This window comes from Taibaiella soli (assembly GCF_003236175.1).
GTDB lineage: Bacteria > Bacteroidota > Bacteroidia > Chitinophagales > Chitinophagaceae > QKTW01.
The window spans coordinates 292,334-319,235 of the sequence record NZ_QKTW01000022.1 but is presented as its reverse complement, the minus strand read 5'-3'; the positions used below and the strand labels follow the sequence as shown (position 1 = coordinate 319,235).

20 protein-coding genes are annotated in these 26,902 nt (G+C 43.4%); 12 read left to right on the top strand and 8 right to left on the bottom strand.

Translation table 11 applies throughout. The annotated features are described in order from the left end of the window. Positions 1 to 33 precede the first annotated feature (33 nt). Complete coding sequence (locus DN068_RS17195; protein WP_111000170.1) at positions 34 to 3,783, bottom strand: AsmA family protein; 3,750 nt, start codon at positions 3,781 to 3,783, stop codon at positions 34 to 36. A 132-nt stretch (positions 3,784 to 3,915) separates the two neighbouring features. Between DN068_RS17195 and DN068_RS17190 the strand changes: the two genes are divergently transcribed. From DN068_RS17190 to DN068_RS17165, 6 genes are all read left to right on the top strand, one after another. Then, positions 3,916 to 6,360, top strand: coding sequence for a TonB-dependent receptor (locus DN068_RS17190; RefSeq protein ID WP_111000169.1), 2,445 nt, complete (start codon positions 3,916 to 3,918; stop codon positions 6,358 to 6,360). A gap of 215 nt (positions 6,361 to 6,575) precedes the next feature. Beyond that, complete coding sequence (locus tag DN068_RS17185; protein ID WP_111000168.1) at positions 6,576 to 7,166, top strand: hypothetical protein; 591 nt, start codon at positions 6,576 to 6,578, stop codon at positions 7,164 to 7,166. A 234-nt stretch (positions 7,167 to 7,400) separates the two neighbouring features. Beyond that, on the top strand, positions 7,401 to 8,153 hold the full coding sequence (locus DN068_RS17180; RefSeq protein WP_111000167.1) for a phenylalanine 4-monooxygenase: 753 nt from the start codon (positions 7,401 to 7,403) through the stop codon (positions 8,151 to 8,153). 72 nt (positions 8,154 to 8,225) lie between these two features. Continuing rightward, the gene (locus DN068_RS17175; protein WP_111000166.1) at positions 8,226 to 8,666 is read left to right on the top strand and encodes an acyl-CoA thioesterase; all 441 of its coding nucleotides are present in this window, start codon (positions 8,226 to 8,228) and stop codon (positions 8,664 to 8,666) included. Between the two features lie 78 nt (positions 8,667 to 8,744). After that, on the top strand, positions 8,745 to 8,993 hold the full coding sequence (locus DN068_RS17170) for an acyl-CoA-binding protein (protein WP_111000165.1): 249 nt from the start codon (positions 8,745 to 8,747) through the stop codon (positions 8,991 to 8,993). Positions 8,994 to 9,390: 397 nt separating this feature from the next. Next, positions 9,391 to 10,182, top strand: a complete 792-nt coding sequence (locus DN068_RS17165; RefSeq protein ID WP_123985391.1) for a hypothetical protein — start codon at positions 9,391 to 9,393, stop codon at positions 10,180 to 10,182. A gap of 151 nt (positions 10,183 to 10,333) precedes the next feature. On the opposite strand, the gene DN068_RS17160 is transcribed toward DN068_RS17165, so the two are convergent. Together DN068_RS17160 and DN068_RS17155 are read right to left on the bottom strand one after the other, a co-directional pair. Then, positions 10,334 to 12,094 (bottom strand): ABC transporter ATP-binding protein, encoded by a 1,761-nt coding sequence (locus DN068_RS17160; protein ID WP_111000163.1) that lies wholly within the window; start codon positions 12,092 to 12,094, stop codon positions 10,334 to 10,336. Further along, positions 12,078 to 13,802, bottom strand: a complete 1,725-nt coding sequence (locus tag DN068_RS17155) for an ABC transporter ATP-binding protein (protein ID WP_111000162.1) — start codon at positions 13,800 to 13,802, stop codon at positions 12,078 to 12,080. Before DN068_RS17155 ends, DN068_RS17160 begins: the two co-directional genes overlap by 17 nt. 180 nt (positions 13,803 to 13,982) lie before the next feature. Between DN068_RS17155 and DN068_RS17150 the strand changes: the two genes are divergently transcribed. Both DN068_RS17150 and DN068_RS17145 read left to right on the top strand, forming a co-directional pair. Beyond that, complete coding sequence (locus tag DN068_RS17150) at positions 13,983 to 14,750, top strand: alpha/beta fold hydrolase (protein WP_111000161.1); 768 nt, start codon at positions 13,983 to 13,985, stop codon at positions 14,748 to 14,750. A 177-nt stretch (positions 14,751 to 14,927) separates the two neighbouring features. Beyond that, positions 14,928 to 16,385, top strand: a complete 1,458-nt coding sequence (locus DN068_RS17145; RefSeq protein ID WP_123985390.1) for a T9SS type A sorting domain-containing protein — start codon at positions 14,928 to 14,930, stop codon at positions 16,383 to 16,385. Positions 16,386 to 16,813: 428 nt separating this feature from the next. Here the strand turns inward: DN068_RS17145 and DN068_RS17135 are convergent, their stop codons facing one another. Beyond that, complete coding sequence (locus DN068_RS17135; protein ID WP_111000158.1) at positions 16,814 to 17,302, bottom strand: hypothetical protein; 489 nt, start codon at positions 17,300 to 17,302, stop codon at positions 16,814 to 16,816. A 225-nt stretch (positions 17,303 to 17,527) separates the two neighbouring features. Here DN068_RS17135 and DN068_RS17130 point away from each other — a divergent pair, with 225 nt between their 5' ends. Both DN068_RS17130 and DN068_RS17125 read left to right on the top strand, forming a co-directional pair. Beyond that, complete coding sequence (locus DN068_RS17130) at positions 17,528 to 19,531, top strand: tetratricopeptide repeat-containing sensor histidine kinase (protein ID WP_207799000.1); 2,004 nt, start codon at positions 17,528 to 17,530, stop codon at positions 19,529 to 19,531. Continuing rightward, complete coding sequence (locus DN068_RS17125; protein WP_111000156.1) at positions 19,518 to 20,153, top strand: response regulator; 636 nt, start codon at positions 19,518 to 19,520, stop codon at positions 20,151 to 20,153. Before DN068_RS17130 ends, DN068_RS17125 begins: the two co-directional genes overlap by 14 nt. A 26-nt stretch (positions 20,154 to 20,179) precedes the next feature. Here DN068_RS17125 and DN068_RS17120 read toward each other — a convergent pair whose 3' ends face one another. Then, entirely contained in the window at positions 20,180 to 21,088 is a 909-nt protein-coding gene (locus DN068_RS17120) for an NAD(P)/FAD-dependent oxidoreductase (protein ID WP_111000155.1), read from the bottom strand. A gap of 526 nt (positions 21,089 to 21,614) precedes the next feature. Here DN068_RS17120 and DN068_RS17115 point away from each other — a divergent pair. Beyond that, positions 21,615 to 22,472 carry an NAD(P)-dependent oxidoreductase gene (locus DN068_RS17115; RefSeq protein ID WP_111000154.1) on the top strand — a complete coding sequence of 286 codons (858 nt, stop codon included), beginning with the start codon at positions 21,615 to 21,617 and terminating at the stop codon, positions 22,470 to 22,472. A gap of 101 nt (positions 22,473 to 22,573) precedes the next feature. On the opposite strand, the gene DN068_RS17110 is transcribed toward DN068_RS17115, so the two are convergent. Further along, on the bottom strand, positions 22,574 to 22,921 hold the full coding sequence (locus DN068_RS17110; protein WP_207798998.1) for a rhodanese-like domain-containing protein: 348 nt from the start codon (positions 22,919 to 22,921) through the stop codon (positions 22,574 to 22,576). A 73-nt stretch (positions 22,922 to 22,994) separates the two neighbouring features. Beyond that, entirely contained in the window at positions 22,995 to 23,582 is a 588-nt protein-coding gene (locus DN068_RS17105; RefSeq protein WP_111000152.1) for a TetR/AcrR family transcriptional regulator, read from the bottom strand. Positions 23,583 to 23,752: 170 nt separating this feature from the next. Between DN068_RS17105 and DN068_RS17100 the strand changes: the two genes are divergently transcribed. Next, positions 23,753 to 25,288: a SulP family inorganic anion transporter gene (locus DN068_RS17100; RefSeq protein WP_111000151.1), complete on the top strand. Its 1,536-nt coding sequence runs from the start codon at positions 23,753 to 23,755 to the stop codon at positions 25,286 to 25,288. 82 nt (positions 25,289 to 25,370) lie between these two features. Here the strand turns inward: DN068_RS17100 and DN068_RS17095 are convergent, their stop codons facing one another. After that, positions 25,371 to 26,384: a YncE family protein gene (locus tag DN068_RS17095; protein ID WP_111000150.1), complete on the bottom strand. Its 1,014-nt coding sequence runs from the start codon at positions 26,382 to 26,384 to the stop codon at positions 25,371 to 25,373. Between the last annotated feature and the right edge of the window lie 518 nt (positions 26,385 to 26,902).

Sequence of the window (26,902 nt, the reverse complement as noted above, 5' to 3'; positions counted from 1 at the left end):
ACGTACAACTTAGAACATCACTAAACAAACCAGCTAATCGTCCAAATCATCTTTCAATAAATCCGGTGGCAAGTGATATTTTTCCATTGCTTCGCGGTAAAGCTTATTGTATTTTTTATCTCTTCGAATACCGATATTACTCAAAAGTCCGCTGAGTGAAATTTTGCCCCAATAGTTGAATATAGCTTTGTTCTGAAGCCTTTCTACGTAAACTTTACCTCGTTTATAATTTTTCTTATGAATTACTTTGTTTGCCACCCAGGATAAAAATCCCTGGCGTTCGTGCCGCTTGTTGACCAACGCCACTCTCAGCTCGCGATAATCCATTTCCATACTGCCGAAAGCAACCAAATCATTAGCCTTTACACGCAACCAGATAGAATCGATCGTGCCTTCATCAATCTTAATTCTGGTCAGCGGCTCCAAAATCTGATTGAGTCCGGCCATTTTGTATTTACCCATATTTGCGTAGAGCAGAAAAGTCTGCAGACTGTCGGCATACGACTGGCGGAAACGCATATTCATATTGCCTTTGCCCATCAGTTTCGCACGGACACGAATCCGCAAAGTATCCTCATTGTTCATGTTGTAATTCCGCACATCAGCGACCCAGCCATTTACGTCGGTAAAATAGATCGTCCCCTCCTGCCCTCTTTTCTCCTCAATTACATTATGCCAGATCAAACTGTTTTTAAGCACAATGGTATCAACACTAATCAGAAAAGGAATACGCTCCAGCATCTTCGCTAGCAACGGACGATAACTGACCGTATCATCCGGACGACGCTTATCACGCTCTACCTTAAGTTTAAGGCTATCGATGTTCATATTGTGAATCGCAAAACCAGTGTCCGACATATAGCGCACTGTAGAAACCCCACCCGCACTGATTCTCCCGCTGCTCACAGTGAACACATCCTTCTCTACCGGCTGCATGGCAAAGATACTGTCACGACTCATTTTGTTACGCATCGTAAAGCTATCTACCGTAAAGCTTTTATGTGCGATGTCAACACTTACATTATAAAAACGAATAGTCTGCAACGGATTATCCAGAATAATATCCGCACCGTTCATCAAAATACCAGCATTTCCATACAGTAACCGGAGTAATGAATCCTTAGTCGCCACAACCCTTCCCGTGTTGACAATCGTTACATCGTTCAGTTTCAGACTGGCCTCTTTATCATTTACCTTCCGGCTATACGTCACCCCCTGCAATAAAAAATCCTTTACATTAAAGCTTAAAGGCCGCCCGGGACTACGCGCATCCACGTCGGTCAGCGTAGCCGAAAACGCCTCATAATGCGCAGTAGTGTGGTCATCTTTTTGAAAGGAAACGCCATTTGTTTTTACATCAATTTCTGCCGCATTCCATTTTAATTTTTGTCCTTGTTCCTGATGCAATTTCAGGCCTGAAAAATTTAAATGATCACCGGAGCCGCCAATATGAAAATGGCTGGTATCATTTGCAGAAGCATACTGAAAGGAAGGATTCAGAAAATGTGCTGATGCCAGCTCCATATCGAAGTCCTTTTGTGGCAAAGCATGCAAAGGTATCTGCATTTGAATCACAGGAACCTCTGCCGTGATATTTTTACCTTTCCCGTTCATATAAAAACGGAAGTTCTGTAGCTGTGTAACGTCATTACTACGCAACACCACCTGATCAGCGCTGGCAACCATATCTTTATTAGCAAACGCCAGTTTGTGCGAAGCCACACTTATATCGTCCCAGCCAATCGTACCGCCGGCATTACTTAAACCAACAATAGCAATTTTATCGAGCACGAGTGAACTAGTCATTGCCCCTTTCTTAGCACGAATATTTCCCGCGCCAACATTTACCTGACGAATCATCCAGAAAGGCGATTCACCTGGCGTCGTTTTCTTTTTAGCCTTCGGCAATTTATCCAGTGCCACATCCGCGCTCACCGTCACAACGGACAATTCTTTCAAACTATAATTATTGCGTTCATGAATAATCCGGTTCAGCGAATCGATCTGAAGCAACACACCAGTCATCCCAACCTTACCCGCTTTATTGGCAAGCGTTGCATTGACTGTGTTGAGAAAAACCGTGTGGGCATCCGGATCAATTTTCATACCCGTGGTCAAAACCTGTGCCTGTGGCAGATTTAGCTGTACATTTTCGATATCGACCATTTTGCCCGAAGTAATGTATTCCGCTACACCATTCGCTTGCATTAACTGCGTGATATCTACACTGCCGTTAATGCCATTTGCCTGCACAATTTTATTTGCAGAATGCTTATCGAAAATAACCAGCGTTCCGTTACTCAAAATAAAAGAACGGACACTCAGATAAGGAAAACGTTCCTTCAGCGTTCTTGGCTTCAACACAGCCTTTTGCCGGCCTTTCGGAATGGTGAGCAAACCCGGCTGCAATTGAAAATACGGGTTTTCCATTCTCATTTCATCTGCTTTCAACCGGCCTGCAACTAGTTCCGACAATGAAAAATCTGTAAGCACTAACCGCGGAATACGGAACAGGTTACGATTGCCAAAATGGCTTTCAGCTGTGCTTTGCAGCGTATAATCCTTGAGCACAATGCTATCCTGATCAATACGGAACACCGCAAAAGAAGTTTCCCAGGTATCGCCAAGATCTTTGCCTTTAAATTGTTTGATATCCAGCTTCAGACTTTTTAACTGAACGGGCGCTTTACGTGTCGCATCAAGATTGAAACCCGTTACCTCCAGACTGTCGCCATCGATCTTTCCTGCCAGCGCCAGATTATCGGAAGTAGTTTGTGCCGATGAATTTATTTTCCTTATCGACAAATACTGAATAGACATCGGACTCAGCAAATTCAGAATACTTCGATTTGCAATATCATTGCTTTGCTTACCTTTCTTTCCGGATTTAGCGATGGTTTCGATATACACATCACCGGAATTTGCTTTTACAGTATCAATGACGATTTCACCGGCATTAGCCCATTTACTCCAATTGAGCCTTGTGATACTTACTTCATGCAGATTAATGTGCGAGCTATCGCCCCCGGGCGTATTCTTTCTCTTGGAAAATGCTATGTTCTCAATGACGAATTTATGCGTGGCACTATTCCAGTCAAACTGATCTATTGTAATGGCTACAGCACTATCGGGATATACAATATGCGGATGATCCAGCCAGAGATGAATATCTGCATTCAGCTTTATTTTCTTTGCCAGCTGATTCGCTTTTACATCAGCAAATAAATGATCGACATGTAACGAAACTCTGTCGACCGAGAAGAAATGATTTTGCTGATCAGTGTATATTTTAATCTGTGCATTATCAATTCTGAAACGGGTCATGCGCAGCGAGTTCACCATATTATTGACGGTGTTCTGTATGGAAAGCAACTGATCGTGAATGACAATGTCACTTGTATCTTTCACTGCAGGCACATCTTTTGGCGGCGGAATAATGATAGTAGGATTCACTAATCGTACTTCATCTATGTTGAGTGCACGATCGGCAAACAAGGAGCGTAAACCGTGTAAATCAAGCAGCACTTCATCTGCCGTAAAATGCACTGCATTATTTCTTTCGGCCGAATCTACAGGCTCCAGTACCACATTTTTGGCGAGAATACCTATCGTCGTATAATGAATACGAACAGCAGATGTTTTGAGCCGGTACTTATTATTGGTAATGTTACTGACAATGCTGCTGAGAATATGACCGGCTTTCCATTTGACGAACAAGTGTACACCCAGCAAAAAGCATACGAACACAATGCCGCCAATCTTCAGTTTTTTATGTCGAACCATGCCCGCGTCGATAAATAGCTTATGTAATCTAATACATTTTATACATATATCATTATTCCCCAGCCTAAAGAAGACAACAAAACAATTTGTTTAGATTAGTCTAAATAAATAGTTTTGCTTACAAAATTTAAAATGAAAAACCTTTTACCACTACTATCACTGCTGTTTTTCGTTCCTGCGAAAGCACAAATTATAAGCGGTATCATCATTGACGCGGAAACGAAAGCCGTACTGGTCAATGCTTCGGTACGTATTGCAGGCAGCACAAACGGCACCTATTCAGATAAGAATGGCAAGTTCGTTTTAATGCTGAGTGGAGATCGTTCTAACAAGCAACTCATTTCCACCCATATCGGTTACAACACAGACACTATTTTAATTACTGAAAAAACCTCCTTGACTATTTCGTTGTCTGCCAGCAATAAAACGCTCAATGAACTGGTGATATCGGGCGTTTCGAAAGCTACCAGGATCAAGGAAAACCCTGTCGCGATTACTGCTGTTTCTTCCAAAACCATAGAGCGTGCTTCCGAAAATAATATCATTGATGTACTCGTAAAAAATGTTCCCGGACTGACGGCTGTTAAAACGGGCCCTAATATTTCCAAACCATTTATCCGCGGACTCGGTTATAATCGCGTGCTGACGTTATACGATGGTATCCGTCAGGAAGGCCAACAATGGGGCGACGAACATGGCATCGAGGTGGACGGATATAATGTGGACCGTGCAGAAGTGATTAAGGGGCCGGCGAGCCTGATGTATGGCAGTGATGCATTGGCAGGAGTGATCAGTTTGTTCCCCTATATGCCACCCAACAATGGCAAAATCATCGGACGTTTCATTTCGGAGTATCAGTCGAACAATGGACTTATCGGCACTGGCCTGCGGCTTGGCTATCGCGATAATAAATGGATGTGGCAGGTGCGGGGTTCTTACAGAATTGCAAAAAACTATAAGAACAATATTGATGGAAGGGTTTATAACACAGGATTCAACGAGAAAAACGTTGCAGCAGCCACCGGCTATTATAGCAAGTACGGCAAAAGTCTGCTCAACTTTACTTTGTATGACAACCTGCAAGGAATTCCGGATGGCAGCAGGGATTCTACTACACGGCAATTTACCAAACAAGTTTTTGAAGGTACTTCTGATGATATTACGCAGCGGCCTGTTGTGAACAACGAAGAACTGAATAGCTACCGCCTGAGTCCGCTACATCAGCATATACAGCACTACCGGGTTTACACAAACAACCATTATGAACTTGGGAAAAGCCGTATAGATGCATTGTTGGGATGGCAGCAAAACATCAGACGTGAGTACAATCACCCTACTCAACCTCACCAGGCGGGCATGTATGTACGATTGAATACACTCAATTATGACTTGCGTTATGCGATCTCATTGACCAAAGAAATTGACTTTACTGTTGGTGCAAATGGAATGTATCAAAACAACAAAAGCCTTGATGCTACTGACTTTCCAATACCCGACTATACGCTCTTTGATGTTGGAGCTTATGCCTGCGGTAAATGGAAACATAAGAAAATGACTATGAGCGGTGGTGTCAGGTACGATACCAGACAAGTGAACAGTAAAGACTTTTACGTACGTACGAACGCGCAAACAGGCTTTGGCGAACAAGTCCGTTTCCCGGATACAGCAAATACAACACTTCAATTTCCTGCATTTCAAAAAAACTACAACGGCATATCTGTAAGTATCGGGGGCACTTATGAAATCAATCCGCACCTAAGCTTAAAAATCAATATAGCCAAGGGTTACAGAAGTCCAAACATCACAGAGTCTTTATCAAATGGACTGGACCCCGGTGCTCATATCATTTATTTGGGCAACCGGAATTTTGAACCCGAAACAAATTGGCAAGAAGATATCGGTGCTTTTTTTCAGTTTGACGATTTTGCAGCGTCGTTAAGTGTGTTCAACAACAATGTACTGCACTATATTTACCTCACACAATTAGCAGACGCAGGTGGCAACCCGGTAATCGATGCACAGGGTAACAAAACGTTTCAATATCAGCAATCGACTGCACAGCTTTATGGCGCAGAAGCCTCACTGGACATACATCCTATGGCGCTGAAAGGCTTTGACTGGAATAATAATTTCGCGTTGATTTATGGTTTCAACCGGAATGAAACTTTTAAAGACCAGGGGAATTCCGGCGCCTATCTGCCACTTACTCCACCGGCTAAACTGATCACCACTATCAGTCAGGAGTTTGTGCCTAAATGGAAATACGTTCCTACAATTAATATTTCAGCAGCAGTTGAATATAATGCAGCGCAAAACAGATATCTGAGTTTGTATAATACAGAATCCGCCACGCCATCTTATACGCTTTGCGATGTTGCAGCTGGCGCCGAAATACGGTACGCGCATCATAAAACGCTTCAATTGAGGGTTCAGGTAAATAATGTTTTTGATCTGGCCTGCCAAAGCAATATGAGCCGCTTGAAATACTTTGAATATTACAGCGCGTCACCAAATGGACACTATGGAATCTATGGCATGGGTAGAAATCTTTGCGTGAAGCTCATAGTACCATTTTAAGCGTATTGCTCATTCTTCGACTTTATGTCACGTCGCTTCAAACAGGCGTCGCGCATAACGTCGGCAGACATTCCGCGGGATTTCTCTTTCATCTGGACAAACGTGAGTAAAGCATTCTATCGCAAACATCAGATGACACACAGACAAACGGCGAATACTTGCATAATAATTTTTACTACCTTGTCGTTATAACACCTAACCTAAACAATAGTCTTATGAGATCGATAGCCCTTTCTATTGCCCTAAGCGGTCTGCTGTTGCATTCCAATGCTTATTCGCAGGAAAATACAACACGCAATATTATTTCGGTTTCGCCCGCACAAGTTACCAATGCTTCACTTACAGGATTTGGGCTTCAATACGAGCGCATGCTCTCAAAAAAATTCAGCCTCTATATTCCTGTAGCTTATTCTTTCGGTAAAAATGATCCTTGCGAACCTGCATCCCGCGTTCAGATGGGGTATGTGTTTCCGGGCATTAAATTTTATCCCGCCGGCAATGCGCATACTGTAAGTTATAGCTTTGGCCCATCGCTTGGATTGGGTGTGGGACGTTTAACGAATAGTGGTGAATTTAACTGGTGTCCCGCAGGAGAACCGAGTGACCCGCCAACACTTAAGCGTCATAGCACAGAAATACAATTTGGTTTGCTGATCAACAATGCACTGAACATAAATATTTCCCGTCATTTTTACACTGGACTTGAGGCGGGCATGGGTATCATGTATTTCGACAAGGTCGATGGAAAAAATTATGGCCAGGACATTATGATACAAGGCAATCTGCGCTTCGGTTACCGGTTCTAAAAAAATAGTTTTTTGATTTTCTCAAACTAAGCCGCTACCTTCGTTCTTCAACGATGCAACAAAACCGCAACATACAAGCAGTTTATTATTATTACTATTCTCAACGATATTGTTTGGAATAGCGGCTACTGTATTGCGTTAATATAATTCAGCCATACCCGGTTCCAGACAGCGGAACCGGGTATTTTTTTGTCCCATCCGCATTTTTTTCCCAAACCAAAAATTTATAAAAACATGCAAAGGCATAAGCCATTGGCGCAGCTTTACAGCGCGTACACCACCGAAGATTTTCAAGTCTGGCAGCTACTTTTTAAACGTCAGATGAATTTATTACGACCGCAGGCAAGTAAACTTTATCTAAAAGCACTTGAAGACATTGGATTTAATGGCGACGAAATCCCTCATTTCGAAAAAATGAACAAGCGGCTGGAATCCTTCACTGGCTGGAAAGTTGTTGTTGCGCCAGAACTAGTACCACAGCGGGAATTCTTTCAGCTGCTTTCGCAGAAAATATTTCCGGCAACCTGCTGGCTACGAACTATGGCAGAACTGGATTACATCGAAGAGCCGGACATGTTTCACGATGTTTTCGGACATGTGCCATTGCTTACAAACGAAGCCTATGCAGATTTTATGGAAGGCTTTGGCAAACTCGCTATGAAATGGATTGACGTACCGGAGATAATTGCGCTACTGGGTCGAGTATATTGGTTCACTATTGAGTTCGGCTTACTGCACGAAAAAAACATGCCTAAAATATTCGGCGCGGGTATTATTTCTTCGCCAGGTGAAACGGCAAACAGCCTAAGTGATGCATCCGTCAAGCTTTCCTTTGATATTACGCAAATGCTTTCGACCGATTACCGCACAGATATTTTGCAACCAGTTTATTTTACGATCAAATCGTTTGAGCAACTTTGCGCAGCGCTGCCGGAAATTGAGAAGTCATTGGCAGCATTGACTTACGCTGAAAAATACTGTTATTAACGAAAACTGGCTTCAGTCGTCTGAGGTTTTATAACTAGGAGCTTCTTAACTTGTAGTATAAAACATTCCTTCATGGAAAACATATTTTTTGAAGCACCGGTTTTATGGTCGCAGATTGATGCAAACATGCATCTGCGCCATTCTGCTTATGCTGATTTTGCAGCCCAGGCGCGTCTCGAACTGTTAGAAAAGCTAGGCATTCCGGTGGGCGTATTTGCAAAACTGAGGCTCGGTCCTATTTTGTTTCGCGAAGAATTATTGTATCAGCGTGAAATTGGAATGGGCGATATTGTGCGCGTGAGTTGCGTTCTGACGAAGGCCCGTCCCGATGGATCGCGGTGGTCAATACGTCATGAAATATTTCGTAAAGATGAAGTACGCGCTGCAATCGTTAATGTAGACGGCGCCTGGATTGATATGGAAAAACGAAAACTTTCTAAACTGCCGGATGAGCTCAATGACCTGTTTATGAAAGTACCGCGGAGCGAGGATTTTGTGATGGAATCGATTTAATGTGGCAATGAAATGTGCGGGAATCGGCTTCCGTTTCCGATTATCCGATTCTCACTTATCAACTAAAAAATCTAACCCATGAATACATTTGAACAGGCGGTAGCTGATAGTAAAACGCTGCCAGAAAAACCAGACAATGAAACCTTGCTGAAGCTCTACAGTCTTTACAAGCAAGCTACGGAAGGTGATGCACCGGCAGAAAGTAATGCGGGCATGTTTGACTTCGTTGCTACCGCAAAATATAATGCATGGCATGGACTCAAGGACGTTAGTAAGGAAGATGCAATGCAGCGATATGTTGCGTTGGTCAATAGTCTGAAAGCATAAACGCAACCGACGTCCGGAAGAATCCTAGTCGTCTGACCGTTTTTTTCTTTGAGCAAACGGTCTGTGTCTTAAAATTTGAGCTTCTAAAAACGTGTATTGATACATAGTACAGTCTCCTGCGTAATATGGAAAATGTACAATAGCTGCACTGCTGATGAACGTAATGCGTCGCAACGAAGCTCAACCGGAGTTGCACTCTTCTGTATCAAAAATAATCCCAAGGAAAAACCTAACAGTAGAATAAACGTCCAATACAAACTATTGCAAGATTAAAAGAGCAGCTGAAAATTCAGTTGCTCTTTTCATGTGCGCACTATTTAAACCAGAAAAGAAAATGGAAAAACAGAAAACAAATAATCAAAATACAATATATTTATATTACCCAAACTACTTCACAATGATCAAACATATCACCGCACTTACTTTAGCCACCCTGTTCTTCGCTATAAACGGACGAGCGCAGGTTTCGGACGCAGAAGCAGCAAAGGCAAATAATCCATTAGCTGATACAAAGGCGCTAAATTTCCAGAACTACTACATTCCGTCTATTTACGAAGATGCGAGCATGAAGGCCAACAGCATGCTGATCCGGTATGCAATGCCCTTTGCAAAAGGAAAGGTATTGGTGCGTGTGACACAACCGCTTAATACAAACCCGTCGGGATACGATGCCATAGGTCGTCCTACTTACAGCTCTGGTCTTGGCGACCTGAATTTTTTTGCTACTTATACGCTTAGCAAACCGAGCTCCAAAATGTTGATTGGTATTGGTCCGCAAGTGGTGATCCCTACTGCGACCTCGCCTTACACCGGCTCGGGGAAATGGCAACTCGGTGGTGCGCTGGTTTTGTTCAACACTGCTTCCAGAGCGTTCCAGTGGGGTACGTTGATCACTTACCAGCATTCAATTGCCGGACAGACGGACAGACCTGATGCGAGTTTACTAATCGTGCAGCCATTTGGAATTTTTCAATTGGGTAAAGGTGCTTACCTGAGATCAACCGCACTCTGGTCATTTAATACAGAGACGAATAGTTATAACGTACCGATCGGCATTGGCGCAGGCCATGTGCTGAAGGTTGACAACGTGGTGCTCAACATCTTCCTCGAACCGCAATTCACCATACTACATCAAGGTTTGAACCAACCGGCATTGCAGATTTTCGGCGGGATCAACTGCCAGTTCTAAGCTGAAAAGCATTCATGACACGAAACATCTGACGAATAAAAAAGTCGCAACAGGTTAAAACCTTTGCGACTTTATTTTGTGTACAAATAGGCGTCGTATTACGCGGGACTCTTCCTTCGTCAGAGTGACAAACGCGAGCGATTGTCAATTATCAACTAGTCCGTTTTCCGCTCAAAAGCTTATCCAGTGCGTCTTCAAACGAACCGGCACGTGTTACTTCACCAGCATTTACAAAGAAGATTTCATCTGCATTTTCGATAGTATTCAATCGATGTGCAATGATCATACGTGTAGTGGTTGGAGGTAATTTATCCAGAATATCTTCCAGCAAACGTTCTGTTACAGTATCAATATTTGCAGTGGCTTCATCCAAAATCAATATTTCCGGATTGCGCAGCACGGCACGCATAAACGCGATCAACTGCTTTTGTCCTAGGCTGATACTATCTCCGCCCGAACTCACTTTTGTATCTAATCCCTGATCAAATATCTTCAGTAGCGTTCCCAGATTATTCTGTTGAATAACCGCTTCCAGTTGTTCATTGGAAAAATGCTGGTATTGCGGATTTCCATAGAGGATATTGTCTTTCACCGTGCCCGAAAACAAAAACGGCTCCTGTAAGATAAAACCAATTTTACCTGCGCGTTCTTCCGGAGTAAAGGACCGAATATCACGGCCATTCAGTAATACTTCACCATCTGTCGGGTCATACAAACGGGCAATCAATGATGCCGTAGTACTTTTGCCGCCACCAGTAGGGCCAACGAATGCATAGGTTTTACCACTCTCCAGTTGCAACGAAATATCGTGCAGGATCTCCTTGTCTTTCACATATCCGAAATGCACGTTTCTGAATTCTAACACCGGCGCAGCATTCACTTCCGGTTGTTGTTCAATTGCCGGCATATTATTATCCATTGCCAGAATCTGACTGATACGATCCCAGCCGGCCATTGCCACCTGAAAGTTTGTCCACAGCGCAGCCAACTGACGAAGCGGGTTGTAGAAGTTTACAACATAAGCCAGAAAACTAACCAACAAACCCACAGTAAACTCATGTATGGAAATGAGATAAATACCCAGACACAACACAATTAATTGTGCCATGCCGGAGAAAAAACTATACACAGGAAGGAAAACATTATTCGCCAGACCAGCTCCGACGGCGGTCCGATAGTTTTCGCGATTGACAGCATCAAAACGCTGACGGAAATAATCACGACGATTAAAAGCGATGATCACACGAAAATTACTTAAGCTTTCCTGAATTTCTGCACTCATGCCGCCCACGCTTTTGAGATTCACCGCATTTTTCTTTTTCACCCAGGGCGAAACAACTTTGGTGAAGATCAAAATCAACAATGCCGGTAGTAAAGTTGCAGCACCGAGTTTCGGATTAGTTGCCAGCAGAAAAATACCGGCACCAGTCATCGTTACAATACTGCCGATAAATTGCGTGAGTGACTGTGAGAAAAAAGTATTGAGTTTGTCTGTGTCATTGTTCACTCTTGAAATCAGATCGCCGGCTTTATTCGAATTGAAAAAAGCCATCGGCAACACCTGTAGTTTTTCAAAAATGGTATTGCGCAGTGTAAAGAGCAAACGCTGCCCCACACCACCCATCAGATTGGTCTGAAAATAGCTTGTAAATAACGCAGTCAGGTACATACCGAGCAAGATGCCGGAGAACAACAACACGCCATGATAATCTTTATGCTGCACATAATGATCGATCGTATAACCGATCAGGAACGGACCACAGAGGTTCAAGCCCGAATTCAGCAAAATAGCTGCGGATGCTTTCAACAACGTTGGTCGCTCATGCGCAATAAGCTTCAGCAATCCTTTCAGCGCGGCGTAATTGGATGTTTTTTGCTGCTGGCCGCTGATATGATTAAGATCGTAGCTCATAATTGCTGGTGCTTTGTTGGGAGTTAAACAACTGTACGTATTCGGGACTGGTGTGCATTAATTCTTCATGGGTACCTGCAGCCAGCATTTCACCCTGCATGAGTAAAATGATTTGGTCATAATGTTCTACCGATGCAATTTTTTGGGTCACCGAAATCAGTGTGAGGTCAGGATAATTCTGCTGAATATTGTGCAGGATTCTTGCTTCTGTTGCATTATCAACGCGTGCAGTAAAATCATCCAGCAACAGAATTTTCGGTTCTACCGCTAGTGCCCGTGCAAGCATAATACGCTGCTTCTGGCCGCCGGAAAGGCTGGTACCGCGTTCGGAGACAACGGTATTTAACTGCTCTGGTAATGTTTTAATGAAATCACTCAGTTCTGCTGATTGAATTGCCTTCGCCAACCGCTCATCCGTCACGTCTTCGCTGAACGCAATATTTTCCCGGATGCTCATGTTGAAAATAATGCTGTCCTGAAAAACCAATCCCATCTGACGGTAAAAATGTTCGCTTTTATATTCTTCGAAAGGATGATTATCAAAACGGATAACACCACTGGTTGGCTTGATCAGTCCGGCCAACAAATACAACAATTGGGTTTTACCGGCTGCTGTCGGCCCAATGATTGCGATCTTACTGCCTGCATTTATTTTAAAGGAAATGTCACGCAGCACGGGCGTTTGTCCATACAAAACCGAAACATTATCGACTTCAATATTGCCGTGCAAATCGTTGGTGCGTGTTCCGGTCTCTACAGGTTCAGACGCATTGAGCACGGCTTGTATACGTGTGTACGATGCGGTAGCCTGTGCAATGACATTGCTCATAAAACCGATAATCAGGATGGGCAGAATCAGCATGGCCAGGTAGCTATTGAACGCTGCAAAATCACCGAGCGAAAGACTACCGTTGATAACGAAATGTCCGCCCAATGCGAGAATGCAAAGCATCGCCATATTTGCGGAGAACGTGATTACAGGAATCAGTTTGGCGAACATACGCATGATCGTCAGACCATAATTTTTCGCTTTGGTATTTACCTCCAGAAATTTGTCGTACTCTAGTTGCTGCGAATTCACCACGCGGATCAATGCGGCACCGAGAATACTTTCGTTAATGACTTTGTTCAACACATCGATCACACCACGGCTTTCAATAAATAACGCCCGTACTTTGCGCAATACAAAGAAAAACGTCAGACCAATGACTGGAATGATCGCAATCACACACAAGGCAAGCTTCCAGTTGATGCCGAGCAGCAGAACGCTGGCGCCAATAATGATGAACAACGAGGAAACGATTGACACGATCGCCTGCGAAATGAACAGCTTGATCGAATCAACATCTGCCGTAAGGCTGGTCAGCAGTTTCGACGGATTTGCCTGTTCGATAAATGCATAACTCTGTTTCGACAATTTATCCGAAAGCCGGGTACGCAGATCGCGTGCTACTTTTTCAGAAGCATAAGTCTGAATAATACTTTGCAGATAAGCAAATACCAGAATGCTTGTAATGGCCACTAAAAATTCAGTGATCACCGAACGATATTCAAAAATACCGGCGTTGAAAGCATCGATGCTATGTGCTATAATGCGGGGCAGCCACAGATTAATGGCATTGCTCAGCAAGGTAAACAGCAGAAGCAGCAGCGTTAAACCACGGTAAGGCTTAAGCAGATGTAGAATGCCGGGTGGCTTCTTTTCCATTAGGATGAATTGAAAATTGAGGCGTAAATATACGGCTGAAAGCCGGGTAATTCCGATAATTGGGTAAATGGTTAATTGGGCAAATGGTTAATTCGTCGTGACTTGGGTAAATGGTTAATTCGTAGCGACTGATTTAACCCATTAACTATTTAACTTAGTTGACCAAATAACCATAAAAAAATGAAAACAGGCTACGCACCGGTCAACGGACTGAATATGTACTATGAAATCCACGGCGAAGGAAATATGCCTTTGGTATTGATCCACGGCGGCGGTTCCACGATCATTACCTGCTTTTCAAAACTCTTGCCTTTGCTGGCAAAAGACCGGAAGGTAATTGCGATGGAATTGCAGGCACATGGCCGTACAAACGATCGTGATGCGCCGGAATCGTTTATGCAGGACATGGCTGATGTAGTAGGCTTGCTGAAATATCTCGGTGTCGAAAAAGCGGATTTCTGCGGATTCAGTAACGGCGGCACTACTACCCTTCATATTGCGATTCATCATCCTGAGCTTGTAAATAAAATCGTTGTAATGTCGGCCAACTACCGACGTGATGGCATGCCCGACGGCATGCTGGAAGGCATGAAATACGCCACCATTAAAGACATGCCCGCCCCTCTTCAACAAGGATACCTTGATGTAACGCCAAGTCAGACCGGATTGCAAACGATGTTTGAAAAAGACCGCGACCGCATGGTAAATTTCAAAGACATGGACGACGCCGAAATTTCATCTATCAAAGCAAAAGCACTGATTATGGCCGCAGATCAGGACGTGGTAAAAGTAGATCATCTGCTGAATCTACACCGTCTTATTGCTGGCTCCACATTTGTAGTATTGCCCGGTGTGCACGGTGCTTTTATTGGCGAGGCATGCACTACAGGTAGTTACGGACGTTCGCCAGAGGCAGCAGCGATATTGATCAGTGATTTTTTAAATTGAAAAGGCAAAACTTCTTTCCGTTTAGAAAATAAGTTCAAATTTCAAGATCCTCAGTTCTGAAGCCAAATCGTAAAACATCATGAGCAAGATGTCAACTTTAAGGACCGGACTTCAGAGATAACAATTACTTATCACAAGCTTAATATTGGCCATAGAAGGGCGTTTTAGCTTTGCAGCGTGAACAAAACGCTCTTTTCCTTTCTCATTGCATGCCTCCTGTCGATGACGGCGACTGCTCAATATCATTTTTACTTCGGTAACATTCATTCACATACAGCTTACTCAGACGGAACGCAAGATAATCTGAATGCCACACCGGCAACCGCTTACCAATACGCCAAACAGTCCTACCACATGGATTTTCTGGGTGTGGCAGAGCACAACCATTTTACATCAACCCATAATCCGGGGATGCATGTGGCCGATTATGCCAATGGGTCTTATCAGGCCGACACGGCCAACCACAACGGAACTTTCGTCAGCATGTTTGGCATGGAATACGGCGTTATTAACAACGGCGGTCACGTGATCATATACGGAATGCCGGGTCTGATAGGCTGGGAATCAGGCAGTGGCGGCTGGGGAACAGGCAACAATTATACGTTTTACAACAGTGAGTACAACTACCAGACACTCTGGACGCTGATCAACCAGCATGCGGGCGCATTTGCCACACTCGCGCATCCGCAGAGTACCGACTACGACAGCCTGCTGGAACACAATTATAATATAAGTGCTGATAGCGCGGTGGTGGGTTGTGCAATCAGAAGCGGCAGCGCTTTTTCTACCACAACGAATTATTCCGATGCGCCGGCAACTCTTTACCAAAGCAAGTATTTCCTGGCATTATCAAAAGGATTTCATCTCGGCCCAACGATCGACCATGACAATCACAACACCACATTCGGCCGCACCAACTGTTCCCGCACTGTAATTATAGCACAGGCGCTAAACCGCGACAGCATTATGAAAGCGTATCGCGATCGTCATTTTTATGCGTCTGACGATTGGGATGCAGAGGTAACATTTACGGTTAATAATCGTCTGATGGGCACCATCGATACGATCAACGCCAATCCGCAAATCAGCGTTTCTATTAGCGATCCCGGCAATGCTTCGGGCGGATCAGATCCGACGCAGAAGATTGAACTGTACTATGGCAAGGCACGTTCAGGTGCAGTACCTACTATACTAACCACAACAACAGGCAGCAATACGCTTAGCTATACCCATAGTATCAACGTTGCCGATTCGTTTTATTATTTCGCAAAAATCACACAAACGGATGGTGATATTATCTGGACTTCACCTATCTGGATTAAGAAAACTATTGGCACAACTCCACCACCAACCGCTGTAAATCAGCCACTATTTGCGCATACCGAAAAACTGCTGCTCTACCCGAATCCGGCGATGCATACGATCAACACAAGTATAAATCTTGATGCCGCAGCCACCGCTACTATAAAAATATACGATGCGTCGGGGCACGAAGTGATGCTGCAAACTCAGTTGCTAAATGCGGGTACAAACACCATTTCGCTGAATATAGATCAATTGAATACAGGGGTTTATTTCTTTGTAATGACGAATGGTAGCGGAAGAATAGGACAGGCAATCTTTACGGTGTATTGACAAAGAATCGCTGATGTCTGATTTCCTGATTGCTGATTTCTTCGTATCAAAAGGCTATTTGCTTCATAGTAGCACCACCGATGAACGTAATGCTACGCAACACTGCCGAGCGGAGTCTCTGACTTCGTTCAACCGGATGCGGTCTCCGGACCGCAGTATATTCATTTTTTTCACCGGTCATGAAACCGGGGCCACTGGAACGAAGTCAGAGACTTCGCTCAACAGTGAGAAAAGTGAAAGATGAAATATCGATGGGGCCAATACATTTAGTCTGCCAAGCAATAAACGACTTTAATAGTAGCACTGCTGATGAACGTAATGCGACGCAACTCAGGTCCCACCGGAGTTGCGAAGCCGGCTACCAAAATATAAAAAACGCAAGCGCTCACGCTTGCGTTTTTCATTCCAGTTTTCATTGCGTGAATTCTCTAGTACGAGAAATTCCTCGTGTAGTCTTGTGTATTACTAACCGTAACGTTCTGTTCGTTTTGTTTTACTTCGCCGTTCACCTCCGCCTTGTAGCTGATTGTGTAACTGTGCGTGCTCGTTGCCAGACACTGAATGCCGATACTCATTGCCAACAATGGCGTAGCGGTTTCAATCACATAAGTTGCTGTACCGTTTGCAAAATCATTGTTTCCAAAACTGATTGCTTCCTCATTGCTTCTCGTCACACCATTTACTTTCCATGCCGTGTTGGAATTTAAAGTACCCGTACTACCCGCAGCCACAAACGAAACATAATCGGAGTTGGTAATGCCGCTAACGGTAAATGTAAACTTCGCGCTTTTGCCAGAAGGTGTAGCAGGACTATTATTATCACTTTTTTTACAAGCTGCAAAACTCGTAACAAACAGAATACCTAAAAATGCAAAAAATGTTCTGCCGGTGAAAAATTTAATAACGGACGTTTTCATAATCGAATGTTTTATTTCCGCCACAAAACTACCTGCGCCCCGAAAAACAATAAATACCGAACATCTGCGCTTTATTTTTACTGATTTCTAGGTATTTTTTAAATGGTGGAAACACCCCTGCATTTTGTGTAGATTTTTCATCTGATATTCGCAGACGCAATCACTGAAGACCAGCCATACATGAGCTTTCCAAACAAACTATTACATAAAGGACGTCCAACATACATGAGCTATTTATTATTAACGCTCTTGTATATTTTATTTTCGTGCAAAGGATTTTCACAGCAACAATTACCGCTCGATGAACAGCATTTTACCGACAGCTTAGGCAACATACTTCAAAGTAAAACATCGGACAGCAGTAAAGCAATGGCAAATTATCTGCTGTCGGAATACTATAAGTTTAAGGACACGGCGAAAAGCAAAACCTATTTGACGCAAGGGCAACAGCTGTCTCAAAATTATCCCTATTTAAAAGCGCTATATCATTTTTATGAAGGTCAATATTATTACAACTGGAATACAGCAAAGGCTTCAGTGTCTTTCCTGAAAGCCGCTGAACTGCTCTCCTCCTTTCATGATAAAGCAGCAGCTTCGGCGCGAGCCTCTTCCTGGTTTGACTACGCGCTGATGAATAAAAATGAGAAGGGCTATGAATTTGTCGTTGACATAATTCTGAACCGTTCCTTACCGATCGTTACCGCATCGGGCGATAGCGCAATGCTGGCACACTATTACTCGCAGCTGGCAACGCTTTTTATGAGCAATTACCAATTTGCAAAAGCAGAAGAATACAACAACAAAGCGATTTCGCTGCTGGAAAATACGCATTCTACGTCCTCAACTCTGCTGTTTGCGTATCTCGGCGGTGTGAGCATTTATATGTATCAGGCAAAATCTGATCCGGCAAAAATATTGCTCGACAAAGCAAAAGCATTACTGGAGCCGTTTCCGGAGTCTGCCAACTATCCGCTCTATTATTACAACGAAGCGCTTTACTACACAGGAAAACAAGATTTCGACAAAGCACTTACTGCAGTTGACAAAGGGACTGTATTGGCGAAAAAGTACAATCAGACGCAGATCTACCAGCAATTTTATTTTCGCAAGTACAATATTTATTCGATCAGCGAGCAATATGCAAAAGCTAAAGAAGTACTGAACGCAGTTATCAATGAAGGACAGCTGATGGCGAATATCAACGACCGCGCAACGATCTATTCGGAGATGGCAAAAACGAATGAAGCGCTGCACGATTATAAAGAGGCCTACAGCTGGCTCAGCAAATACCGCGCCGCAACGGATAGTATTCAAAATAATCAGACGAAAGTAAAAATCAGTGAACTGGAAGCCAGGTATAATGCGTCTGAAAAACAACACAAGATCGACATTCTGCAATCTCAGAATAACGAAGCCGCATTAAAATCTAAAAATGATCAACTGTATAAATGGGCGCTGGGATTGGGTTGCCTCACGTTGCTCATTATTTCCGGCGCCATTGCGGTAAGTGCCCGCAACAATAAAAAACTGGCAACGCAGAAAGAAATCAATTATCAGCAGGAGTTGAAAGATCTGGAACAAAAACATCAGCTCAAGATCACGAAAGCTATGCTGGACGGCGAAGAACAGGAACGTGAACGTGTGGCCCGCGATCTGCACGACGGTCTCGGCGGCATGCTGGCTGGGGTAAAAATGGGGTTATCTGGCTGGGCAAATAACAACACTGATATCATGCATGATGGCGATCTCAACCGCATCATTCGTCAACTCGACAGTTCGGTTGGAGAACTGCGCAGAATTGCCAGGAACATGATGCCGGAAACATTGCTCAAATTTGGACTGGAAGTGGCATTGAAAGATCTCTGCGCTTTTTATAACCGCGATGATTTGTACATCGAATTCCAACCCTTCAGCATTGAACCCGGAATTGCATTATCAGTTCAGTTAAATATCTACCGCATTGTTCAAGAGCTGCTTTCCAATGCCATCAAGCATTCCGGAGCCGCGAATATTGTATTACAATGCAGTCAAAACAATGGTCAGTTTTTTATCACGGTAGAAGATGACGGTGTCGGTTTTGATATTGCCACTCTAACGGATAAAAAAGGAATGGGACTTGATAATCTCAAAAACCGGATTGAGTTTCTGAAAGGAAAATTTGAAATTCTATCCACCAGAAATGAAGGAACAACAATCAACATTGAATTAAATACAAATGCCAACGGATAAACTGATCACCGCGCTCGTAGACGATCATCCGATTGTCATCGAAGGATTAAAAATGCTGCTGCAAAATGAAACCAACCTGCAGGTGGTCGGTGGGTTTTGCACCGGCGCAGATATTCTTTCTTACTTAAAAATAAATCAGGTAGACCTTGTATTACTTGACATCAGTCTACCTGATATGAATGGCTTGGAACTATGTCGCCTGATTAAACGACAATCAGTAAGTACCGTTATTCTCATGCTCAGCAATCGTACGGAACGCAGTATCATTATGCAATCCATACAAAACGGTGCGAGTGGTTATCTGCTAAAGAATAGTTCGCTCGAAGAATTGCGCCATTGCATCTATGAGGCCTTGCAGGGAAAAATCGCCTATAGCAAGGAAGTGAACGAGATTATCAGCCACCCTTCTCCAAGCGAACTGCGCGGCATACCCAAACTCACGCGCAGAGAAAAACAAATTTTACAATTGATTGCCGAAGGCAAAACCAGTCAGACAATCGCCGATGAATTGTTTTTGAGTCCGCTCACAGTTGATACCCATCGAAAAAATCTGATTCAGAAATTCGAAGTGAAAAATGTAGCTGAACTAATCATGGTTGCCAACCAGCAGGACCTGCTCTAGGTTTACAATGGGCAATTGCCAACTGATTAAAACCGTTCGTCGACCAACTCTTTATTCGCAACTGCGCCTGCCATTTGCCCTGTATTTACCGCATTGGCGACTGAGCGCATCATACTGGTATTATCGCCGCAGGCAAAAACACCGGGAACCCATGTTTTCTGCATTTCATCGGTAATGATATACCCATGCTCGGTTACACCACATCCCAACGCCACCGGGATATCCGAATGCTGTTCAAAAGCTGGCTTATGATAAATCGCCTTTATCTCCAGTTGATTACCATCTTTAAAAATGATTTTTTGAATATTGCCATCAGTATGTTGCAAGCGATCAATTTCCGTTTCGTTGATTCTAATTCCCCGGCTCTTTAATATTTCTATTTGTTCGACAGTGAATACCGACGGGCCATTTGTCAGGATCGTCAGATCTTTAGTAAGGTTAAAAATCACCTTGGCATAATCAAATGCAATGCCACCGTTGGCAAGTATAGCTGTGGGCTGTTCCTTGATTTCATAGCCATGACAATACGGGCAGTGCACTGCGGTGATGCCCCAGCTTTCCGAAAAACCCGGAATCCCCGGCATAATATCTTTAATACCGGTGGCGAAAATCAATTTATCCGAAGAGAAAGCCTCACCTGACTGCACAACGATTTCAAAACCCTTATCCAGCTTACGTCCGCTGAGTGCGGTATCATTTATAAGCTTTACCGTTGGATAACGCAGCACCTCTTCCCGTGCCAGCAAAGAAATTTCTTTGGGTGTTTTTCCGTCCTGCGTAATAAAATTATGAGAATGCGGCGTTTGCCGGTTGCAAGGCATACCCCCGTCGATAATCAGCACTTTTCTAAGCGAACGCCCCAATGCCATCGCGGCAGAAAGACCCGCATAACTGCCACCAACAATAATTACATCATAATGATTTGCCTCAGTCATGTTAATATGTTTTTATCTGAAAAAGAATTGCAGTTTCTGCGCAGCAATTTCTGGCGGCCGCTCTGTTATTGCGCAACAATATCATACCAAAGCTACCAAGATCCTGCTTTCGCGAATGGTACAAATCCGTCTAAAACGGTAAAAAATCGCGGGAATACCCTATCCTCTAAAGAATAAACGCAATTCAGCTTTGTATTTCACCATTGACCATTCACTGTCATTTCCTTAAGAAAATGTTCGCTAAAAACATGGCCTATTTTTCAAGGCTATTAGCTTGGCAGCACAGTAGCGCGCTGCTTAATCGAGCGATCGCCTAAGCCACGGAGTGATCTGGCTTAGGCTGCCCTTTTTTGCCTACTTTTTTTGGCATAAAAAAAGTAGGAGAAGAGTGATGCTACAGCAAAATGAAAAACCAGTCGCCAAATCAAAGATATTTGTCTTCAGAGCGTTTAAGGAAACGACATTGATTGATCATTCACGATTGCGCTTTTGACTTTCTACTTACCTTTATCAAAACAGAAACACAATGATTGCATTTTTAGGGATGGGCCTGTTAGGCTCCAATTTCGTCAGAGCAATGATCAATAAAGGCGAGCAGGTAAATGTATGGAACCGTACAACCGCTCGCGCTACTGCAATGGAACAATATGGTGCCAAAGCATTTGCCAATATTACCGACGCGGTAAAAGATGCTGACGTCGTTCATATTGTTGTAAAAGATGACGCAGCTGTAAATGAAGTCCTGGCAGCTGCAAAATCTGCACTGAAACCTGGCGCGATGATCATCGATCACACAACGACATCTGTTGAAGGTGCCATTCAGCGTACGGCAGATTGGAAAGCAGAAGGCTTCACCTACCTCCACGCACCTGTATTCATGGGTCCGCAGAATGCATTGGAAAGTACAGGTACAATGCTGGTTTCAGGCGACCAGAATGTGATTGCTAAAGTAGAGCCGGCACTGGCAAAGATGACTGGCAAAGTAATGAACTTTGGTACAACAGAAGGAAAAGCTGCTGGCATCAAATTGATCGGCAACCTGTTCCTGATCACGTTTACAGCTGGCATCACAGATACTTTATCGCTGGCGAAAGCACTGGATATCTCTGTTGATGATATCAAAAACCTCTTTGACACGTGGAATCCGGGTGCAATGCTGCCGAACCGTCTGGCACGTATGACCGCCGGCAATTTCGAAAATCCGTCCTGGGAATTGAATATGGCACGTAAAGATGCCGGTTTGATGATGGCCGAAGCAGAGAAAGGCAATGTGCCACTGAACGTTATTCCGTCGGTAGCTGCGGAAATGGACCGTTGGATTGAAAAAGGTCACGGCGCAAATGATTGGACCGTGATTGCGAAAGACGCAATTACTAGAAGCTAACATTGATTTATAAATGATAAACAATAGAGCCGTTTGAATTGTTCAAACGGCTCTATTGTTTATGGAAAAGAATTTTGCGGCGCTCCTCCTGTCTCTGGCATCTATTTAAGATGTTTCTCCAACTCGCTCCATGCTCCACCATTATGCGCATTGACGAAACCTCTGTTTTTTAAAATTTCAACCGCTTTCACGCTGCGCAATCCATGCGAACAGCAGGTAATAATTACTGCATTTTTATCCATTGGCATCTCAACGGTTCGCAATTGCGATAACGGAATATTGACGGCACCTTCAATATGACCACCAGAAAACTCGCCGGGAGTGCGCACATCGAGAATTACATGTTTTTGTTTCAATAGTCCATCCAGTTGCTTATCTACCTTATTGGTACTGTAAATTTTGTATGCCGCATACAGCGCAATCAGGATAACAGCGATAATAACAATCATTCTCATTGTATGTTATAGATTAAAAAAAGAAAAGCAAAAAGTACTAATTGGTATGTTTTGAAAGCAAAAAAAACTACTCGAGACTGTCCAGGTAATTTTTGAATTGCTTCAAAAACATCGTGTAAGCATCCTTGCCAAATACTTTACCCATATTACGCACGCCACCATAATTGGCCGTGATGTACAAAGCCACCTGCTTTGGATCATGCTTTTTCTGAAACTGCCCCGCCCTTTGTGCTTTGATAAATGCTGCTTCAATTGCCGACTGCCATTCACGCACCAGATTCATCAACGCTGTTTTAAACAACTCATTTACTGGCGACATTTCATCGATCAGGTTTACCGCCGGACAACCATAATCGACATTGAAAAATGGTGCTTTCAGCAATAAGTTCTTCATCATCTCATAAACACCCGTTTTAAAATCAGCGGATTGTTGCAATGCATGCGTCATATAAGGAATCATACCGGGTTGCATCACTTCGTTAATCAAAGCCAGCCCCATATCCTCCTTGTTCTTAAAATGGTAAAAGAACGCCCCCTTTGTTACATGTGTCGTGGCAATTATTTCATCAATACTCGTAGCCTGATAACCATTTTTATATATCAGCTCAAATGCTTTATTCAATATTGCCAGTCGTGTGGCATTTCCTTTCGACATAAAAAAGATACTAACTGGTATGTTTTGACAAAGCTAACAATTACAGTAGAGAAATTCTGTCATCAATGGGTAAATTGATCGTTATCCCAAAAAGAAAGCGGCATAAATAGGCTTGGGCATTGTCAACTGTCGATTGTCCACTGTAAACAGTTAGCTACCTTTGCCCCACAATGAAGGCTTATCTTAATTTTTTTGATTTCAAACAAAAAGTCAATTACAAAAACGAAGTCCTGGCTGGCTTTACAGTCGCGATGACCATGATTCCCGAATCTCTGTCATTCGCAATTCTCGCTGGCCTTTCTCCGCTTACCGGTCTTTATGCTGCATTCATGATGGGTTTAATCACTGCTGTTTTAGGCGGCAGACCCGGCATGGTTTCTGGTGGTGCAGGCGCTACGGTAGTGACGCTTATTGCATTGATGCAATCACATGGCGTAGAATATGTTTTTGCTGCAGTCGCTTTGGCTGGCGCACTACAAATATTGGTAGGCGTGTTCCGATTAGGAAAATTCATTCGTTTGGTACCACAATCAGTGATGTATGGTTTTGTAAATGGGCTGGCAATTATCATTTTTATGGCGCAGATTCAGCAATTTAAAATCACTACTGCGGGCGGAACAGAATGGCTGAGCGGCACCGCACTCTGGACAATGCTCGGACTTACACTGTTAACGATATTGATCGTAATGGTATTTCCCAAAATCACAAAAGCAATACCGGCCTCACTGGTAGCAATCATAGTCGTATTCCTGATCGTATTAGGCTTCGGCATTGATACCAAAACAGTGAAGGACATTGCATCTGTGAGCGGTGGATTTCCATCTTTTCATATTCCTTCAGTGCCATTTAATTTAGATACACTCAAAGTCATTTTCCCCTACTCGCTGGTAATGGGCGGCGTAGGACTGGTAGAGAGTCTGCTTACATTAAATGTGGTAGATGAAATAACCGGCACTCGTGGCCGGGGTAATAAAGAATGTATGGCACAGGGAACCGCCAATATCGTCAATGGCTTCTTCACAGGTATGGGTGGCTGCGCGATGATTGCACAGTCATTCGTCAATCTGTCTGCGGGTTCCAGAGCAAGACTCTCTGGCATTATCGCATCCATTATGATTCTTATTATTATTCTCTTCGGTGCACCGATTATCGAAAAAGTACCAATGGCTGCTTTGACGGGCGTGATGATTATGGTTGCTATCGGAACGTTCGAATGGATCAGTCTGCGCATCGTCAACAAGATGCCGCGTCATGATGTGATCGTGGGCATACTGGTTGCAGCTATTACCGTTTGGTTACACAACCTCGCATTGGCGGTACTGATCGGCGTGATTATATCTGCGCTGGTCTTTGCCTGGGAAAGTGCCAAACGCATTCGTGCCAGAAAATATACTGATGAAAATGGCGTGAAACACTACGAAATTTATGGTCCGCTATTTTTCGGTTCCGTGCGGACATTCACTGACAAATTTGATATTCAGAATGATCCTGCCGAAGTAATTATTGATTTCAAAGAAAGCCGCGTTACCGATATGAGTGCCATCGAAGCATTGAGCAAACTGACCGAACGTTACGAAAAAGCCGGAAAGAAATTACACCTCCGTCATCTGAGTCCTGATTGCAGAACGCTGTTGAAGAATGCAGAATCTGTTATCGATGTTAACCTGATAGAAGACCCGGAATATGCAGTAATGGCTGATCGCTGATCTTCAACATTGCTAAATAAAAGGTTGTTTGATGCCTGAAACAACCTTTTATTTGGACGAACTATCCTTACAGCGCAATGTTCTAGTTCACACCGATTATTCCATCCGGACGACTAACGATGATCTTCTTAATTTCTTTTCTCGTGACAAGATCAATTACCGAAACATAGTTATCCGGTGTACAGGCAATAAACATCCTGTTCGCTTTTTTGTCCATATAAATGCCGGCACCGCGGCCAATATTCATTTTTTGTTCCAATTGATGTGTCGCCACATTATAATACAAAAGATCGCCGGTTTTCACACTTACCACGCAGGCCGTCTTCCCGTCGGGTGTTAATTTAATACGATGCAACCCCTGAATATTTGTATTGATTTTTGCTTTGATTTTTTTCTTTTGGAGGTCAACGATAATAATATATCCATCAGGGCGCGCTGTCCACAACTCTTTTCCATCCGCAGTAACGTCAAAACCTTCAGCACCGACGCCCACATTAATCAATGTCTGCCGCCATTCCAGCCGCTCTTTGGCATTAACTGGTAACACACCGGTTGGTGGCATGTAAGGCGGATACATCTTCCGCTCGTACACACTGATTGTTCCAGACTCCACATTGGTAGCATAGAAGGTATTTCCGTCTGGCGTGAGATACAGCAAATGTGTAAAATCCTGACCTGTCCCTAACACTTGCACAGTCTTATTCAGCTTTAGATCATAAGCCACGATACATTTAGCCCCCTGCGCCGTATACCAGAGCGTATCGTTACGATAAACCATGCCGTGCGGCACTAAAAAAGGTTTAGTATCAATATCATGATCAGGAGTGAAAGTCTTCAGGTCAATGACATTTATGATATGTCCGGTTCCGGCAATCACAGCATTGGAAACATAAGCAGTATGCTGATCCGGAGACAATATAATTTCATGAGGATCCTCCCCCACCGGAACTTTCTGTACAGTATCCAGCGAGCCATAATCCAAAACCCACATTTTCTTTTCGCCTTTTGATAATACCAGAATATATTGTCCGTCCTGAGCAAACGCCGTGTTGAGCGACATCAGCATACAAAAGACAACCGCAAGTTTATTTTTCATTAGCCAGCTTTACCGACAAAATAAACATAAGATTTTGAAGCAAATTGGTATGTTCTCTGCAAGTCTCTTTCAAATCTAAGGCGCAAAAAATCACATTAAAAACAAACTAAGCCTTCAAAAAAACACGCGCGGATTTAAGAGTTTTGGTTTATAAATTACTAGTGGCCGCCAGCAATCCCACTCCGATTAGGCCTGAGTTGCGTCGCACTTGTTAACGGCAGCACTCCGATTAGCATAATATAAACCTCAGTCTTTCCCATTTTTTTTATTGCCGCCTCCGATTCTCTTTTCAGCTTCTGGCCAAATTCATGATAAAAAAACACATAAAATTTATTCGAAATACATTCTGTTAAAATTGCCTTTGAAAGGTTAACCGTTTGTAAATGAATGGTTAAGTGCTCAAAATAAATGTGTATGGTCTTCAAAGCGATCTACTTTTGCCCTCGCTACCAAGCAATTAACACAAACGAAAGAAAGTAACTGAAAGCATTTAACAAGCGATTGTAGTATAACTACAA